A 14,706-nucleotide genomic window follows, 5' to 3' on the forward strand; every position below is an offset into this window, starting at 1 on the left:
CCCCAGGAGACATGTGTGGGACCCCGAAAGAATGTCCGCGCCGGGAGCGGGCCGTCAGCGTTCCATGCCTTCTTCACCCCTTCGGGGCGTCTTGGCGCACACATACGATTTCCGGGGCACGGCTGTTCCCCGCCGTCACCCTCGTGCGCACGTACGGCGCACGGTTGTCACCCGACCACGCGCCCGTTCAGTACCACCCGGCGCGGATCCCTGAGCGTGCGGACGTCCGCGCGCGGGTCGGCCGCGTAGACCACCAGGTCCGCGGGGGCGCCTTCGTCGAGTCCCGGCCGGCCGAGCCACTCACGGGCCGCCCAGGTGCCGGCCGCGAGCGCCTCGGCCGGCGGGATGCCGGCCTTGGTCAGTTCGACGACCTCGTCGGCCGCCAGGCCGTGCGGAAGGGTGCCGCCGGCGTCCGTGCCGACGAAGACGGGGATGCCGGCGTCATGGGCCGAGCGCACGGTGTCGTAACGGCGCTCATGGAGCCGGCGCATATGGGCCGACCAGCGCGGGAACTTGGACTCGCCGCCGTCGGCGAGAGCGGGGAAGGTGGCGATGTTGACGAGGGTGGGGACGATCGCGACGCCCCGTTCGGCGAAGAGCGGGATGGTGTCGTCGGTGAGGCCGGTGGCGTGCTCGACGCAGTCGATGCCGGCCTCGACCAGGTCCCGCAGGGAGTCCTCGGCGAAACAGTGCGCGGTGACGCGGGCGCCCAGCCGGTGCGCCTCGGCGATCGCCGCCTCGACCGCGCCGCGCGGCCAGCAGGCCGACAGATCGCCCAGGTCGCGGTCGATCCAGTCGCCGACCAGCTTGACCCAGCCGTCGCCGCGCCGGGCCTCCTGGGCGACGTACGCGACGAGGTCGCCGGGCTCGACCTCCCAGGCGTAGCCGCGGATGTAGCGGCGGGTGCGGGCGATGTGCCGGCCGGCCCTGATGATCTTCGGGAGGTCGTCGCGGTCGTCGACCCAGCGGGTGTCGGACGGCGAGCCGGCGTCGCGCAGCAGCAGGGCCCCGGCGTCGCGGTCGGTGAGGGCCTGCTTCTCGGCGACGTCCTCGGGGACCGCGCCGTGCCGGTCGAGGCCCACATGGCAGTGGGCGTCGACCAGCCCGGGCAGCACCCAGCCGTCGACAGTGCGGATGTCGCGGGCGCCGGACGGACGGTCGTAGGAGATCCGGCCGCCGACCACCCACAGTTCGTCGCGGACCTCGTCCGGGCCGACGAGGATCCGCCCCTTCACGTGCAGCACCGCGCGTTCGCTCATACCCGGCACACTAGTCAGGCGCTACTCGGATCCGCCCACCTGGTCCGAGGTCTCCTCCTCCACGTCCGCCATGGCCGGGTCGAGGAGGCGGGAGAGGAAGTGGCGGGTGCGTTCGTGCCGGGGGGCGCCGATGACCTGCTCGGGGGCGCCGTCCTCGACGATCACTCCGCCGTCCATGAACACGACCCGGTCGGCGACCTCGCGGGCGAAGGTCATCTCATGGGTGACGACCATCATCGTCATGCCCTCGTCGGCCAGCATCCGCATGACCGCGAGGACGTCGCCGACCAGCTCGGGGTCGAGCGCCGAGGTCGGCTCGTCGAACAGCATCACCGCGGGGCCCATGGCCAGCGCGCGGGCGATGGCGACGCGCTGCTGCTGACCGCCGGAGAGGGAGGACGGGTAGGCGTCCGCCTTCTCGGCGAGGCCCACCCGCCGGAGGTTCTCGGCGGCGGCCTTCGCGGCCTCCGCCTTGGTCCTGCGCAGCACCCTGCGCTGCGGCAGCGTGAGGTTCTCGGTCACGGTGAGGTGCGGGAACAGGTTGAACTGCTGGAAGACCATGCCGATACGGCGGCGCGCGGCATCGATGTCGACGTCCGGGTCGGTGAGTTCCGTGCCGCCGACGAAGACCTGGCCCCGGGTGGGTTCCTCCAGCAGGTTCACGCACCGCAGCAGGGTCGACTTGCCCGACCCGGACGGGCCGATGACGCAGACGACCTCGCCCTGGCCGATCTCCAGGTCGATGCCGCGCAGCACCTCGTTGCTGCCGAAGGACTTGTGCAGTCCGCTGACGCGGATCTCCGGTCGGCTCATTTCACGGCCTCCTGGGCCTTGGCCTCCATACGGCGCACGACGAAGCCGAGCGGGACGGTGATGAGGAGGTAGCACAGGCCGGCCACCAGGATCGGCGTGGAGTTGGCGGTCTGGCTGGCCAGGTCGCGGCCGTACTTGGACAGCTCGCGCTCCTCCAGGGTGACGCCGAGGAACAGCACCAGCGAGGAGTCCTTGAACAGCAGGACGAGTTCGTTGGTGAGCGGGGGCAGGATGATCCGGAAGGCCTGCGGGATGATGATGGAGACCATGGCCCGGGCGGGCGAGAAGCCCAGGGAACGGGCCGCCTCCATCTGTCCCTTGGGCACCGCCTGGATGCCGGCCCGGATCGTCTCCGCCATGTAGGCCGCCGCCACCAGTCCGAGGGCGAGGGCGACCTTGCCGTAGGTGCCGCCGACGATCTCCGTGCCGGGGAAGGCGAGCGGCACCGCGACGCCGATGAAGATGAAGATCAGCAGGGCGGGCAGACCGCGGAAGATCTCGATGTAGATGCCCGCCAGCCAGCGGTACGGACCGACGGACGACAGCCGCATCAGCGCGATCAGCATGCCGAGGGCGAGGCCGACGGCGAAGCCGGTGACCGTGTAGAGCACGGTGTTCTTCAGCGCCAGCGTGATGACGTCGGGGAACATGCGCTCGGCGATGTCGGCCTGCGCGAACTGGTTCTTCAGCCGTCCCCAGTCGGCCGAGACCGCGAAGGCGATCACGGCCGCGACGAAGACGACGTACTGGGCGCCGCGCGACAGACCGCGCTTCTGGCGCCGCGTCAGGCCCTTCCTCCTGGGCTGGAGCTGCGGCTTCTCCGTGTCGGTCATCGGATCAGGACGCGGCCGGGGAGGCGGCGGACTCGTCGTAGGGGCCGATCCACTTCTCGTACAGCTTCTTGTACGTGCCGTCGGCCTCGGCGTCCGCGAGGGCCTTGTCGATGGCCTCGCGCAGCGCCGTGTTGCCCTTCTTCACCGTGAAGCCGTACTCCTCGCCGGTGTCGATCTGCTCGGCGACCCGGAAGGCGTCCGCGTTGGCCTTGTCCTTCAGCCAGCCCTGGACGACCGGGTAGTCGATGACGACGGCCTTGACCTGGCCGGTGCGCAGGCCGTTGAGGACGGCGTCGGAGGACTCGAAGGAGACCGGGTCGAAGCCCTGTCCCTTGGCGTAGTCCTCGCCGGTGGTCTGGGCCTGCGCGCCGAGCTTCACGTTCTTCGCCTTCACGTCGGCGAGGGAGCCGACGCCGCTGCCCTTGTCCACGAGGACGGCCTGGGTGGCGTTGAAGTACGGGTCGGAGAAGTCGACGTTCTTCTTCCGCTCGTCGGTGATGGTCATGCCTGCCGCGGCCAGGTCGCACTCGCCGGAGTTGAGGAAGGCGCCGGTCTTGAAGTTCTCGAACGGCGTGTCGAGGATCTGCTGCTTCACTCCGAGGTCGTCGGCGACCAGGTCGATCAGCGCGACGTCGAAGCCCTGCACCTTGCCGTCGATCTCCGACTGGAACGGCGGGTACGGGAGGTGGGTGCAGGTGGTGAGCTGCCCCGCCTTGACGAGCTCGACACCGCCGGCGGCGGTCTTGGAGCCACTGCCTCCGTCGTCGGTGGAGGTGCAGGCGGCCAGAAGGACCAGCCCGGCCGTCGCGGTGGTGGCGGCCAGGACACGGGTCCGGCGGCCGGGGAGCGTCTTCAAGGGAGCCTCCTGTCAGGGAACTGTGGGTTCTGATTATAAGGAGAGGTTTGAGCACCTCAAACCAAAACCTTGGTCACGGGGCCTCCGGACCTGAGAACCCTCCGGTCGAGCGGCGCCCGGAGGGACGGATACCCTCGACTGCGTCGTCCCCACGCAGCCGCGAAGCGAAGAGAGCACCGCCGTGACCCACCTCCTCCTCGATCTGCCCCCGCTGGGCGCCGCGCACTTCGCCTCGATCGAGGACCGGGTGGCACGGCTGCTGAGCACCGGCCAGGACGTCGTGATCATGCAGGGTGAGGCGCTGCTGCCGCTGGAGGGCGCGATCCGCGCGACCGCCGGGCCCGGCACGACCGCGCTGAACGTCATCACGGGCCCCTACGGGCAGACGTTCGGCGACTGGCTGCGCGACTGCGGCGCCACCGTGATCGACCTGACGGTGCCGTTCCACACGGCGGTGACGGCCGAGCAGGTCCGGGCCGCCTTCGTGGAGCACCCGGAGATCGACTTCGTGTCCCTGGTGCACGCGGAGGCGGCCACCGGGAACACCAACCCGGTCGCCGAGATCGGCGAGGTGGTCCGCGCGCACGGGGCGCTGTTCTACCTGGACGCGGTGGCGTCGATCGGGGCGGAGCCGGTGCTGCCGGACGCGTGGGGCGTGGACCTGTGCGTGATCGGGGCGCAGAAGGCGATGGGCGGCCCGGCCGGCGTGTCCGCGGTGTCGGTGAGCGCGCGCGCGTGGGCGCGGATGGCGGCGAACCCCCGGGCGCCGCGCCGGTCGTACCTGTCGCTCCTCGACTGGAAGGAGCGCTGGATCGACGGCGGGCGCAAGGCGCTGCTGCACGCCCCGGCGCAGCTGGAGATGCTGGCGCTGGAAGCGTGCGTGGAGCGGATCGAGGCGGCGGGGCTCGACGCGGTGATGGCGCGGCACGCGTCGGCCGCGGCGGCGACGCGTGCGGGCGCGGCCGCCATGGGCGGGGGTCTGGAGCCGTACGTGCGGGACGCGGGTGAGGCGGCCCCGGTCGCGACGACGCTGCGGGCGCCGGCCGGCACGGTGGCCTCGGAGCTGGTGGCCCGCGCCCTGGCCGTCGACCCCGCGCTTCCGCTGGCCGCGGGCGGGGGCGCCCTCGCCAAGGAGATGATCCGGGTCAACCACTACGGGCCCCAGGCGACGGCGGGTGCGGTGCGGGCGTGCCTGACGGCGCTGGGCACCGCTCTGACGGACGCGGGCGTGACCGTGAACACACAGGCCGCCCTGAAGGCGGCCGAGGAGGCCTGGCACTGACCGCCGGCCGGGGTCCGCGGTCCACCGCGCCCGGCACCACGCTCCTCCTCGCAGGCAGCGGGTTCGTTCGACGCCCGCCGGGGCTCCGTCCCCCGGCGGGCGTCGTGCTGTCCGCCCCCGCGCGGGGATGGGCGGCGGGACGGATTCACAGTGCGTGAATTCATGGGGCACATAGAGTTTCCGGAATCATTCGCACGCATTACCCTGCGAATATTCTCCCGCTTATTTCGATATTATCCGGCGAGCGGCTTCCCAGATTCTTCTGCCCGGTTTTCCGGACCCTAAACGCCACGGTTTCGCAAGCGTTTCAGGCACCGTCACCGGAGTTACATACTTGTGACCGGCTTCACACACTGACCGTTTCGCACCGTTTTATGCCGGGACAAATGGTACACCTCGTCGGCTCCTCGCGCAGCGCGCCCGCTCGCGCGATAACACAGAACAAGCCAGCGCGTAACCCCGCCACAAGATGCATTTTCGAATTTACCTCGGTAAGTTCAATTGCCATGACTGCCGCACAAGCAGACCTGCAAATCGACCGCCCCACCGTGGCGGACGGAGCCGTGCTGTGGCGGATAGCCAAAGACTCGAAGGTCCTCGACCTGAACTCGTCGTACAGCTATCTGCTGTGGTGCCGTGACTTCGCCGCCACCTCGGCCGTCGCTCGCGACGAGAGCGGCGAGCCGATCGGCTTCGTCAGCGGATACCTCCGGCCGGACAGCCCGCGCACCCTGCTCGTGTGGCAGGTCGCGGTCGACGCGTCGTACCGCGGACGCGGCATCGCCGCCGCCCTGCTCGACGGACTGGCCGCCCGGACCGCCGCGGAGCACGGCGTGGACACCGTGGAGACCACCATCACACCGGACAACACCGCGTCCGAGCGACTGTTCACCGCGTTCGCCGAGCGTCACGGCGCCCTGCTGGAGCGCGAGGTGCTGTTCGACGCGGGCCACTTCCCCGACGGACCGCACGACCCCGAGGTGCTGTACCGCATCGGCCCGCTCGTGCGCTGAGCGCGCGGCCCGGCCCCCTGATCTTCCGACTCCCTCTGACCTCCCACGCCACCGAGGAGCGATTCGTCGTGACCATCACCCAGCCCGACCTCAGCGTATTCGAAACCGTCGAGTCCGAGGTGCGCAGCTACTGCCGCGGCTGGCCCACCGTCTTCGACCGTGCGCACGGCAGCCGCATGTACGACGAGGACGGCCACGAGTACCTCGACTTCTTCGCCGGAGCCGGCTCGCTCAACTACGGGCACAACAACCCCGTGCTGAAACGGGCGCTGATCGACTACCTGGAGCGGGACGGCGTCACCCACGGCCTCGACATGTCGACGACCGCCAAGCGCGCCTTCCTGGAGTCCTTCCAGAACTGGATCCTGCGCCCGCGCGACCTGCCGTACAAGGTCATGTTCCCGGGCCCGACCGGCACCAACGCCGTGGAGGCCGCGCTGAAGCTGGCGCGGAAGGTGAAGGGGCGCGAGGCGATCGTGTCGTTCACCAACGCCTTCCACGGCATGTCGCTGGGCTCGCTCGCCGTGACCGGCAACGCCTTCAAGCGGGCCGGCGCCGGCATCCCGCTGGTGCACGGCACGCCGATGCCCTTCGACAACTACTTCGACGGCCAGGTCCCGGACTTCCTGTGGTTCGAGCGGCTCCTCGAGGACCAGGGCTCCGGCCTCAACAAGCCCGCCGCCGTGATCGTCGAGACGGTGCAGGGCGAGGGCGGCATCAACGTGGCCCGGCCCGAGTGGCTGCGCGCCCTGTCCGAGCTGTGCGCACGCCAGGACATGCTGCTGATCGTCGACGACATCCAGATGGGCTGCGGGCGCACCGGCGCGTTCTTCTCCTTCGAGGAGTCCGGCATCACGCCCGACATCGTCACCGTCTCCAAGTCGATCAGCGGCTACGGGCTGCCGATGGCCCTGACCCTGTTCAAGCCCGAGCTGGACGTCTGGGAGCCGGGCGAGCACAACGGCACCTTCCGCGGCAACAACCCCGCCTTCGTGACGGCCACCGCCGCCCTGGAGGCGTACTGGGCAGACGGGTCCGCGATGGAGAAGCAGACCCGCTCGCGCGGCGAGCAGATCGAGCAGGCGCTGATCGCCATCACCGAGGAGAACCTCGCCGACGTCCGGGAGTACCGCGGCCGCGGCCTGGTGTGGGGCATGGAGTTCCACGACAAGGACCGCGCGGGCCGGATCGCCCGGCGCGCCTTCGAACTCGGGCTGCTCATCGAGACGTCCGGGCCCGAGAGCGAGGTCGTCAAGCTGCTGCCGGCACTGACCATCACCCCGGACGAGCTGGACGAGGGTCTCACCACCCTGGCCCGCGCCGTCCGGGAAACCGCCTGACACACACACCCGAGCCGAGGAGGCATCGCAACACCGTGATCGTCCGTTCGTTCAAGGAGATCGAAGGCACCGACCGGCACGTGAAATCCGCGTCCGGCACCTGGGAGAGCAAGCGCATCGTCCTCGCCAAGGAGAAGGTCGGCTTCTCCGTCCACGAGACGATCCTGTACGCGGGTACGGAGACGGACATGTGGTACGCGAACCACATCGAGGCCGTCGTCTGCACCAAGGGCGACGCCGAGTTGACCGACCGCGAGACCGGGAAGACGTACCACATCACGCCCGGCACCATGTACCTCCTGGACGGCCACGAGCGGCACACGCTCAAGGTCAAGGAGGACTTCCACTGCATCTGTGTCTTCAACCCGCCCGTGACCGGACGGGAGGACCACGACGAGAACGGCGTCTACCCGCTGCTCACCGAGGAGGTGTGAGTCAACGTGACCACGACCACGCACGTCACCGACCTCTATCCGACCCGCGGTGCCACCGAGGTGGCAACCCCCCGGCAGGACCCGGTCGTCTGGGGATCCCCGGACACTCCCGGCCCCGTGACCGCGAGTGATCTGCAGTCCCTGGAGCGCGACGGCTTCCTCGCCGTCGACCAGCTCATCGGACCGGACGAGGTGGCCGAATACCGGCGCGAGCTGGAGCGGCTCACCTCCGACCCGGCGATCCGCGCGGACGAGCGCTCGATCGTCGAGCCGCAGTCCAAGGAGATCCGGTCGGTCTTCGAGGTCCACAGGATCAGCGAGGTGTTCGCGAGGCTGGTGCGCGACGAGCGGGTCGTGGGACGCGCCCGGCAGATCCTCGGCTCGGACGTGTACGTCCACCAGTCGCGGATCAACGTCAAGCCCGGTTTCGGCGCGAGCGGCTTCTACTGGCACTCGGACTTCGAGACCTGGCACGCCGAGGACGGCCTGCCGAACATGCGCACGATCTCGGTCTCGATCGCGCTCACCGAGAACTTCGACACCAACGGCGGTCTCATGATCATGCCGGGGTCGCACAAGACGTTCCTCGGGTGCGCGGGGGCCACGCCGAAGGACAACTACAAGAAGTCCCTGCAGATGCAGGACGCGGGGACACCGTCCGACGAGGCGCTGACGAAGATGGCGTCGGAGTACGGCATCAGGCTGTTCACCGGCAAGGCCGGCTCGGCGACCTGGTTCGACTGCAACGCCATGCACGGCTCCGGCGACAACATCACGCCGTTCCCGCGCAGCAACGTGTTCATCGTGTTCAACAGCGTGGAGAACACGGCGGTCGAACCGTTCGCGGCGCCGATCCGGCGCCCCGACTTCATCGGGGCGCGGGACTTCACTCCGGTGAAGTAGGCACATCACAGGACTGCGGGCCGGGCCTCCTCGTGTGGGACAGGGAGGCACCGGCCCGCTGCCGTGCGTTCAGCCGGACAGCGCCTCCAGCAGCCGGTCCACGTCGTCGGCCGTGTTGTACAGGTGGAAGGACGCGCGCAGGTTGCCCGCACGGTCCGACACCTGGATGCCGGCCTCGGCCAGCTCCGGCTGGAGGCGGCCGAGCCCGGGCACCGACACGATCGGCGAACCGGGAGCGGGCACGGGCGTGTGGCCCCGCTCCGCGAGCCCCGCGCGGAAGCGGTCGGCGAGGGCCAGGTCGTGGGCGCGGACAATGTCCACGCCGATCTCCTCGACGAGTTCGAGGGAGGCACGCAGCCCCGCGTAGCTGAACAGGGCGGGGCTGGAGTCGAACCGCCGGGCCGAGCCCGCCAGTTCGGCGACCGGTCCGTAGCAGCTGGCCCAGGGCTGCTCCGCCCCGACCCAGCTCGCCTGCACCGGCGGGAGGTCCCCGAGGTCCTCGGGCACCACGAGGAACGCCGCCCCGTGCGGGCCGAGCAGCCACTTGTAGGTGATGGAGACCGAGTAGTCGAACGCGCCCGCCTCCATCGGCAGCCAGCCGGCCGCCTGGGAGAAGTCGACGTAGGTGCGCGCCCCGTGCGTCCGGGCCGCCTCGCGCAGCGCGGGCAGGTCGGCGATCCGGCCGTCGGCGGACTGGGCGGCGCTGACCGCGACCAGCGCGGTGCCGGGCCGCACGGAGTCGGCGAGCCGCTCCAGCGGCACGGCCCGCACCTTGAGGTCGCCGCGGGTGTGGAACGCGTTGAGGACGGAGGTGAAGTCGTCCTCGGCGGTGAGGACTTCGGCGCCCGGCTGCAGCGAGGCGGCGATCAGCGAGGTGTGCAGGGCGGCCGTGGCCCCGGCCGCCACCCGCCCGGCGGGGACGCCGGCCAGCCGGGCGTACGCGCCGCGGCACGCCTCGACGTCGGCGAACAGCGGGTCGAGCGAGCGGCCCTCCGCGCGCAGCCGCACGGCGTTCTGGACGGCGGCCACCGCGCGGGCGGGCAGGAGGGCGTTGCTCGCGGTGTTCAGATAGGTGTTCTTCGGGGTGAACTCGGCACGGACGAGGTTCTCGAAGGTCTCCATGGCACCACTCTGCGGCCCCGGCACCTCCCCGTCCATTGCCGAATCCTGCGCGATATCGCAAAGGAACGCTTATGCGTACGCGCTGACCTGCGCGCTCTACTTCTGGGGCACCGCGCACCCGTCCGGGCCACAGGCCTGCGCGTCGCCGCCGACGGCCGTCAGCGGCGGGCGCTCGCCCCAGGCCTGGGTCAGCGCCTCGGTGAACACCTCGGCGGGCTGGGCGCCGGAGACACCGTACTTGCGGTCCAGCACGAAGAACGGCACACCGCTCGCGCCGAGCTCCGCGGCCTCGCGCTGGTCGGCGCGGACCTCGTCGGCGTACGCGGTGGGGTCGGCGAGGACCTCGCGCACGGCGTCGGCGTCGAGTCCGGCGGCGACGGCGAGCTCGACGAGCCGTCCGTCGTCGTCGAAGACGGACCGCTCCTCGGCGAAGTTCGCCCGGTACAGCAGGTCGAGCAGCTCCTCCTGGCGGCCCCGCGCACGGGCGAGGTGCAGCAGGCGGTGCATGTCGAAGGTGCTGCCGTGGTCGCGGCCGCGGGTGCGGTAGGGCAGGCCCTCGCCGGCGGCCTGGGCGCCCAGGTTGTCCTCGCCGGCCTCGGCCTGCGCCTCGCTCATGCCGTACTTCCTGGTGAGCATGGAGATGACCGGCTGGACGTCGCCCTTGGCGCGGCCCGGGTCCAGCTCGAAGGAGCGGTGCACGACCTCGACCTGCTCACGGTGCGGGAAGGCGGCCAGCGCCTTCTCGAAGCGGGCTTTTCCGACATAGCACCAGGGGCAGGCGATGTCGCTCCAGATCTCGACGCGCATGAGTCGGCTCTCTCCAGGGTCGTACGGCCGCGGAGACTCCCTCCGCAACTGGATGAACGTTCAAGCAGCCGTCTTCATTCCTCAGCTGCCGTCCCGCAGGTCGCGCGGCCACTCCGGCCGGAACGCGAGGTGGTCGAACGTGACCACACAGCCCTCCCCCATCGGCGACTGCGCCAGGAAGCCGACCAGCGCGGCCCCGGTCTCCTGCTCGTCGCCGAGGGTGAAGAGCCGGACGAAGGTCCAGCGCTCGCCGTCGCGGGAGGCGTGGAAGGCGAACGCGCGGCCGGTTCGGCTGACCCGGAGCCAGAAGGAACTGCCTTCGACGGTGAAGGAGTTGACATCGTCGGAGTGGCCCCGGGTGACCACCGTGCAGACGGTGGGCACGTCCGGGGAGTACTCCAGGCAGAGCTTGGCCCAGGCCCGCTCGCCGACATGGACGTAGAGCACCCCGGCGTCGAAGGCACCGGCGAACCCGACGGTGACCCGGGCGATCAGCTGGAAGTCCCCCTCGGGCGCGCCCAGCAGTCGCGGCGCGTCGGAGGCGGGGTCCAGTGCCTCGCCGGTGGGCGGCACGAAACGGTCCTGCCGGGGGCCGGCCCATCCGGTGAGGACGCCGTCCTCATAACCCCAGTGCCCGTCGGGGCCATAGGTGCGCAAGGGAAAGGGCAGTTCGGGGATCTTGATGTCCATGGCAGGATTCTCGCAGGCGGGGCACGGTTCCGGGGCCCGGACGGCGGTCCCGGTCAGCGGCCCTGGAAGGCGTCCAGGGCGACGGCCTGGGCGATGGCGAGGCGGGGGTCGAGACCGGGCCCGGCCAGGTCGACCACATAGCGGTCGCGCGGCCCGAACTTCTTGTCGACCCTCATCACCGGCTTGCCGTCCGTCTCGAAGTCGAAGTGGTACGGCCAGACGAACGGCACCAGGTCCAGCGGCAGGAAGTTCCAGACACGGCGGAGCAGGGCCACGAACCGGTTGCGCTCGCGGCCGACGACCGGGGGCGAGTCCTGCGGGCGCAGGACCCACGTCGAGCGCAGCAGGGAGGCGAGGAACCTCTCCTCGAACACGCCGAGGGAGCCGCCTTCCGCGTCCCGCACGGTGTAGCCGTCGCCGGCGTCGGCGCCGGTGGCGAGGAGGCTGCGTTCCCTGACGGTGAAGAGGACCCGTTTCCTGGACTCGTCGGTGTAGAAGGTCATCTCCTCGTCGAGCGAGAGCCGCCCGCGCTCGGCGAAGGCGAGGACCCTGCCGTCGGAGCCGTCCGGGAGCAGCTCGCTCACGGTGTACCGGTCGCTCTTGAGAGAGGTCTTCTGCCGGACGGTGAAACGTCCGCCCGTCCGCTGTGCCGCACTGTCCACCGTGTCGCTCCCCGAGGCCGTCGGTCCCTGCCGCCGCCCCTGTCGGCGTCCGGCGGAGCCATCCTCACCGCGCGCCCCCGCCCGGAGCAGTCTCCATAAGTCGCCGTCCGCAACGACCAAAGGTGACAGGGACGTTGGCGGCCGGTTGTTCACTTTCGTCGTACGCCGGCACACCGAAGGGGGGACGCGGGCGCCCGGGGGCCGCCCTCTATCGTCTGCGCGTGGACGCAGCACAGACCCCCCTTGCCCGCCGACCGCTCCGCTCCCGGCTCGCCGCCGCCTCCCCGTGGCCCCGCAAACGCATCGCCGGAGAGGTGGTGCTCACCGCGGTGCTCTCCGGGACGGCGGGGCTCCTCCACACCACGGAGAGCGGATCCGGGGCGCGGGGCGCCGCCATGGCGCTGGCGGTCGCCGTACTGTCACTGGCCCGGCGCGCGCTGCCGGCGACCGTGCTGATGGTCTCCTCCGCGCTGGCCGGTGCGGTGCTCGGCGCGAATCCGCTGCTGGTCTGCGCGAGCTGGTCGGCGGGCAGCCGCATCAAGCGCCCGTGGCGGGCTCTGGGCGCGTACGCGGCCGGGCTCGCGCTCTACTTCGTCGCAGCCTTCTCCGACACGGCCGGCGTCGAGGAGCTCGGACTGCCGGTGCTGCTGACGGCCGTGGGCGCGGGTTCCTACCTGGTGCTGGCGGTCGTGCCGGGGCTCGCCTCCCGGTACCGCGCCCAGCGCCACGCGCTGCTGGACGCGCTGCAGCGGCACAACGCCCAACTGGTGCGCGAGCGGGCGATGGTGGCGCGGCAGGCCCGGCTGCTGGAACGGCAGCGCATCGCCCAGGACATGCACGACAGCCTCGGACACCAGCTCGCCCTGATCGCCGTGCACACCGGGGCGCTGGAGGTGGACCCCGACCTGGGCGACCGCCAGCGCGAAGGGGTGGGCATCCTCCGGGAGGCCTCCAGGGCGGCGATGCGGGAGCTGCGCGAGGCCGTGGGCATCCTGCGGGACGGCGTGGCCGAGCCCGCGCCGGACACGGAGGAGTCCGGACCGGCGACGGCCCGGGTGGCGGCCTCCGTCGACGCGCTGGTCGAGTCCTCGCGGGCCGCGGGCGCGACGGTGGAGCTGCGCCGCACCGGCACCGAACGGCCCCTCGCGCCCGCGGCCGACCACGCGGTGTACCGCATCGCCCAGGAGGGTCTGACCAACGCCCACAAGCACGCGCCGGGCGCGCCGATCACCGTGGCGCTGCGCTACGAACCGGACAGCCTGGTGGTCGAGGTGGCCAACGGGCCGGTGCCGCCCGGCGCGCCGGCCGGGCCGCCCGCGGTCAGCGGCGGCCAGGGGCTGACCGGCCTCGAGGAGCGGGCCCGGCTGGTCGGCGGCATGGTGCACACCGGCCCCGCGCCCGGCGGGGGTTTCCGGCTCGCCGGGGTGCTGCCGTACGGCGGCGGGGGCCGGGCCCAGCCGGACGGTGCGACTTCCGTCGTCGCGGACGACGACTTCCGGGGGCAGACCGGCGCGGGCCCCGCGGGCGACGGTGGAGCGGTCAACGCACACCGTTCCGATCCGCAGAAGGAGTTCGCCTCCATCATGAGCAGCAAGAAGAACATCGCCCTCGGGTGCTCACTCACCGCCGTGGCCCTCGTCGTGGGCGCCGGCGCCCTCCTGTTCTGGGGGATGGGGAAGCTGATGGACGAGGTGGAGAAGGGCGTCATACCGGCGAGCGTGTACGAGTCGGCCGAGGTCGGCGACGCCGAGGCGGACCTCCGGAAGAAGTTCCCGGAGGGCGGCTCGCTGCTCACCGACGGCGTGGAGAAGAGCGGCCCGCCGCTGCCCGAGGACGCGGTCTGCGAGCACTTCGTGGACGAGGACGAGGACATCGTCTACCGGTTCTGCTTCCGCGACGGGAAGCTGTCCTCGAAGGAGTCCTACAAGCACGAGATCTGACCGGCAGTAGGTGGCGGCCGCCACCGGATCGGGCATGATGGGCGGGCTCCGCCGTTCACTTGTCCGACCGACACCGCGCAGGAGGCCGTGTGATCCGGGTCCTCGTCGCCGACGACGAGCCGCTCATCAGGGCCGGCATCAGGATGATCCTCACCTCGGCGGACGACATCGATGTCGTGGCCGAGGCGCGGGACGGCCGGGAGGCGGTGGAGACCGCCCGGAGCACCGCGGTCGACGTGGCGCTGCTGGACATCCAGATGCCGGTGATGGACGGGCTGACCGCGCTGGCCGAACTCGGCCGCGTCGCACCGGGGGTGCGCGTGCTGATCCTCACCACGTTCGGCGAACGCGACAACGTGCTGCGGGCGCTCGGCCACGGCAGCGCGGGCTTCCTGCTGAAGGACTCCGCGCCGCAGGAGCTGATCCACGCGGTCCGCGCGGCGGCGGCCGGCAACGCCTATCTGTCGCCGGCCGCCACCCGGCACGTCGTGGACACCCTCGCCTCGCCCGCCGCGACGGTGCGCGGCGAGGAGGCGCGGCGCCGGCTGGCCGGACTGACCGCACGCGAGAGCGAGGTGCTGGCCCTGCTCGGCGAGGGCCTGTCGAACGCGGACGCCGGTGCCCGGCTGCACATGAGCGAGGCCACGGTGAAGACGTACGTCAGCCGCATCCTGACCAAGCTCGACTGCGAGAACCGGGTCCAGGCGGCGCTCCTGGCCCGCGACGCGGGCCTGGAGCCGACCGCGGGGTGA

General features: G+C 71.3%; 15 protein-coding genes. 7 read left to right on the forward strand and 8 right to left on the reverse strand.

Going from position 1 to position 14,706, the window contains the following annotated elements; genetic code table 11:
- Window positions 1-167: 167 nt before the first annotated feature.
- From CNQ36_RS08085 to CNQ36_RS08100, 4 genes are read right to left on the reverse strand one after another with little or no spacing between them, the layout of a single operon-like run.
- Entirely contained in the window at window positions 168-1,259 is a 1,092-nt protein-coding gene (locus CNQ36_RS08085) for an amidohydrolase family protein (protein WP_121545487.1), read from the reverse strand.
- Window positions 1,260-1,280: 21 nt separating this feature from the next.
- Window positions 1,281-2,072 carry an amino acid ABC transporter ATP-binding protein gene (locus CNQ36_RS08090; protein ID WP_121545488.1) on the reverse strand — a complete coding sequence of 264 codons (792 nt, stop codon included), beginning with the start codon at window positions 2,070-2,072 and terminating at the stop codon, window positions 1,281-1,283.
- On the reverse strand, window positions 2,069-2,905 hold the full coding sequence (locus CNQ36_RS08095) for an amino acid ABC transporter permease (protein WP_121545489.1): 837 nt from the start codon (window positions 2,903-2,905) through the stop codon (window positions 2,069-2,071). The genes CNQ36_RS08090 and CNQ36_RS08095 overlap by 4 nt, the downstream gene beginning before the upstream one ends.
- 4 nt (window positions 2,906-2,909) lie before the next feature.
- Window positions 2,910-3,761 carry an ABC transporter substrate-binding protein gene (locus CNQ36_RS08100; RefSeq protein WP_004932964.1) on the reverse strand — a complete coding sequence of 284 codons (852 nt, stop codon included), beginning with the start codon at window positions 3,759-3,761 and terminating at the stop codon, window positions 2,910-2,912.
- Between the two features lie 181 nt (window positions 3,762-3,942).
- Between CNQ36_RS08100 and CNQ36_RS08105 the strand changes: the two genes are divergently transcribed.
- From CNQ36_RS08105 to thpD, 5 genes are all read left to right on the forward strand, one after another.
- Complete coding sequence (locus CNQ36_RS08105; protein WP_121545490.1) at window positions 3,943-5,043, forward strand: pyridoxal-phosphate-dependent aminotransferase family protein; 1,101 nt, start codon at window positions 3,943-3,945, stop codon at window positions 5,041-5,043.
- A gap of 506 nt (window positions 5,044-5,549) precedes the next feature.
- Window positions 5,550-6,056: a diaminobutyrate acetyltransferase gene (gene ectA, locus CNQ36_RS08110; protein WP_004932958.1), complete on the forward strand. Its 507-nt coding sequence runs from the start codon at window positions 5,550-5,552 to the stop codon at window positions 6,054-6,056.
- A gap of 68 nt (window positions 6,057-6,124) precedes the next feature.
- Entirely contained in the window at window positions 6,125-7,396 is a 1,272-nt protein-coding gene (gene ectB / locus CNQ36_RS08115; RefSeq protein WP_121545491.1) for a diaminobutyrate--2-oxoglutarate transaminase, read from the forward strand.
- Between the two features lie 35 nt (window positions 7,397-7,431).
- A complete protein-coding gene (locus tag CNQ36_RS08120) occupies window positions 7,432-7,830 on the forward strand; it encodes an ectoine synthase (protein ID WP_004932953.1) in 399 nt (132 codons plus the stop codon).
- Window positions 7,831-7,836: 6 nt separating this feature from the next.
- The gene (gene thpD, locus CNQ36_RS08125; RefSeq protein ID WP_004932948.1) at window positions 7,837-8,733 is read left to right on the forward strand and encodes an ectoine hydroxylase; all 897 of its coding nucleotides are present in this window, start codon (window positions 7,837-7,839) and stop codon (window positions 8,731-8,733) included.
- Between the two features lie 69 nt (window positions 8,734-8,802).
- Here the strand turns inward: thpD and CNQ36_RS08130 are convergent, their stop codons facing one another.
- The 4 genes from CNQ36_RS08130 to CNQ36_RS08145 form a co-directional block, all read right to left on the reverse strand.
- Window positions 8,803-9,855 carry an aminotransferase class V-fold PLP-dependent enzyme gene (locus CNQ36_RS08130; RefSeq protein ID WP_121548398.1) on the reverse strand — a complete coding sequence of 351 codons (1,053 nt, stop codon included), beginning with the start codon at window positions 9,853-9,855 and terminating at the stop codon, window positions 8,803-8,805.
- Window positions 9,856-9,951: 96 nt separating this feature from the next.
- Window positions 9,952-10,662 carry a DsbA family oxidoreductase gene (locus tag CNQ36_RS08135; RefSeq protein WP_121545492.1) on the reverse strand — a complete coding sequence of 237 codons (711 nt, stop codon included), beginning with the start codon at window positions 10,660-10,662 and terminating at the stop codon, window positions 9,952-9,954.
- Window positions 10,663-10,743: 81 nt separating this feature from the next.
- Window positions 10,744-11,352 (reverse strand): DUF1349 domain-containing protein, encoded by a 609-nt coding sequence (locus CNQ36_RS08140; protein WP_121545493.1) that lies wholly within the window; start codon window positions 11,350-11,352, stop codon window positions 10,744-10,746.
- A 53-nt stretch (window positions 11,353-11,405) separates the two neighbouring features.
- Window positions 11,406-12,014, reverse strand: coding sequence for an LURP-one-related family protein (locus CNQ36_RS08145; RefSeq protein WP_121545494.1), 609 nt, complete (start codon window positions 12,012-12,014; stop codon window positions 11,406-11,408).
- 221 nt (window positions 12,015-12,235) lie between these two features.
- On the opposite strand from CNQ36_RS08145, the gene CNQ36_RS08150 reads away from it, so the two are divergent.
- Complete coding sequence (locus CNQ36_RS08150; protein ID WP_121545495.1) at window positions 12,236-13,954, forward strand: sensor histidine kinase; 1,719 nt, start codon at window positions 12,236-12,238, stop codon at window positions 13,952-13,954.
- A gap of 89 nt (window positions 13,955-14,043) precedes the next feature.
- Window positions 14,044-14,706 (forward strand): response regulator transcription factor, encoded by a 663-nt coding sequence (locus tag CNQ36_RS08155; RefSeq protein ID WP_121545496.1) that lies wholly within the window; start codon window positions 14,044-14,046, stop codon window positions 14,704-14,706.

Source organism: Streptomyces fungicidicus, assembly GCF_003665435.1.
Classification (GTDB): domain Bacteria; phylum Actinomycetota; class Actinomycetes; order Streptomycetales; family Streptomycetaceae; genus Streptomyces; species Streptomyces fungicidicus.

Bases quoted from the DNA above. Each gene is read 5' to 3' on its own strand.
- CNQ36_RS08095 (WP_121545489.1), bottom strand. From the start codon at position 2,905: ATGACCGACACGGAGAAGCCGCAGCTCCAGCCCAGGAGGAAGGGCCTG.
- ectA (WP_004932958.1), top strand. From the start codon at position 5,550: ATGACTGCCGCACAAGCAGACCTGCAAATCGACCGCCCCACCGTGGCG.
- CNQ36_RS08130 (WP_121548398.1), bottom strand. From the start codon at position 9,855: ATGGAGACCTTCGAGAACCTCGTCCGTGCCGAGTTCACCCCGAAGAAC.
- CNQ36_RS08135 (WP_121545492.1), bottom strand. From the start codon at position 10,662: ATGCGCGTCGAGATCTGGAGCGACATCGCCTGCCCCTGGTGCTATGTC.
- CNQ36_RS08140 (WP_121545493.1), bottom strand. From the start codon at position 11,352: ATGGACATCAAGATCCCCGAACTGCCCTTTCCCTTGCGCACCTATGGC.
- CNQ36_RS08090 (WP_121545488.1), bottom strand. From the start codon at position 2,072: ATGAGCCGACCGGAGATCCGCGTCAGCGGACTGCACAAGTCCTTCGGC.
- CNQ36_RS08085 (WP_121545487.1), bottom strand. From the start codon at position 1,259: ATGAGCGAACGCGCGGTGCTGCACGTGAAGGGGCGGATCCTCGTCGGC.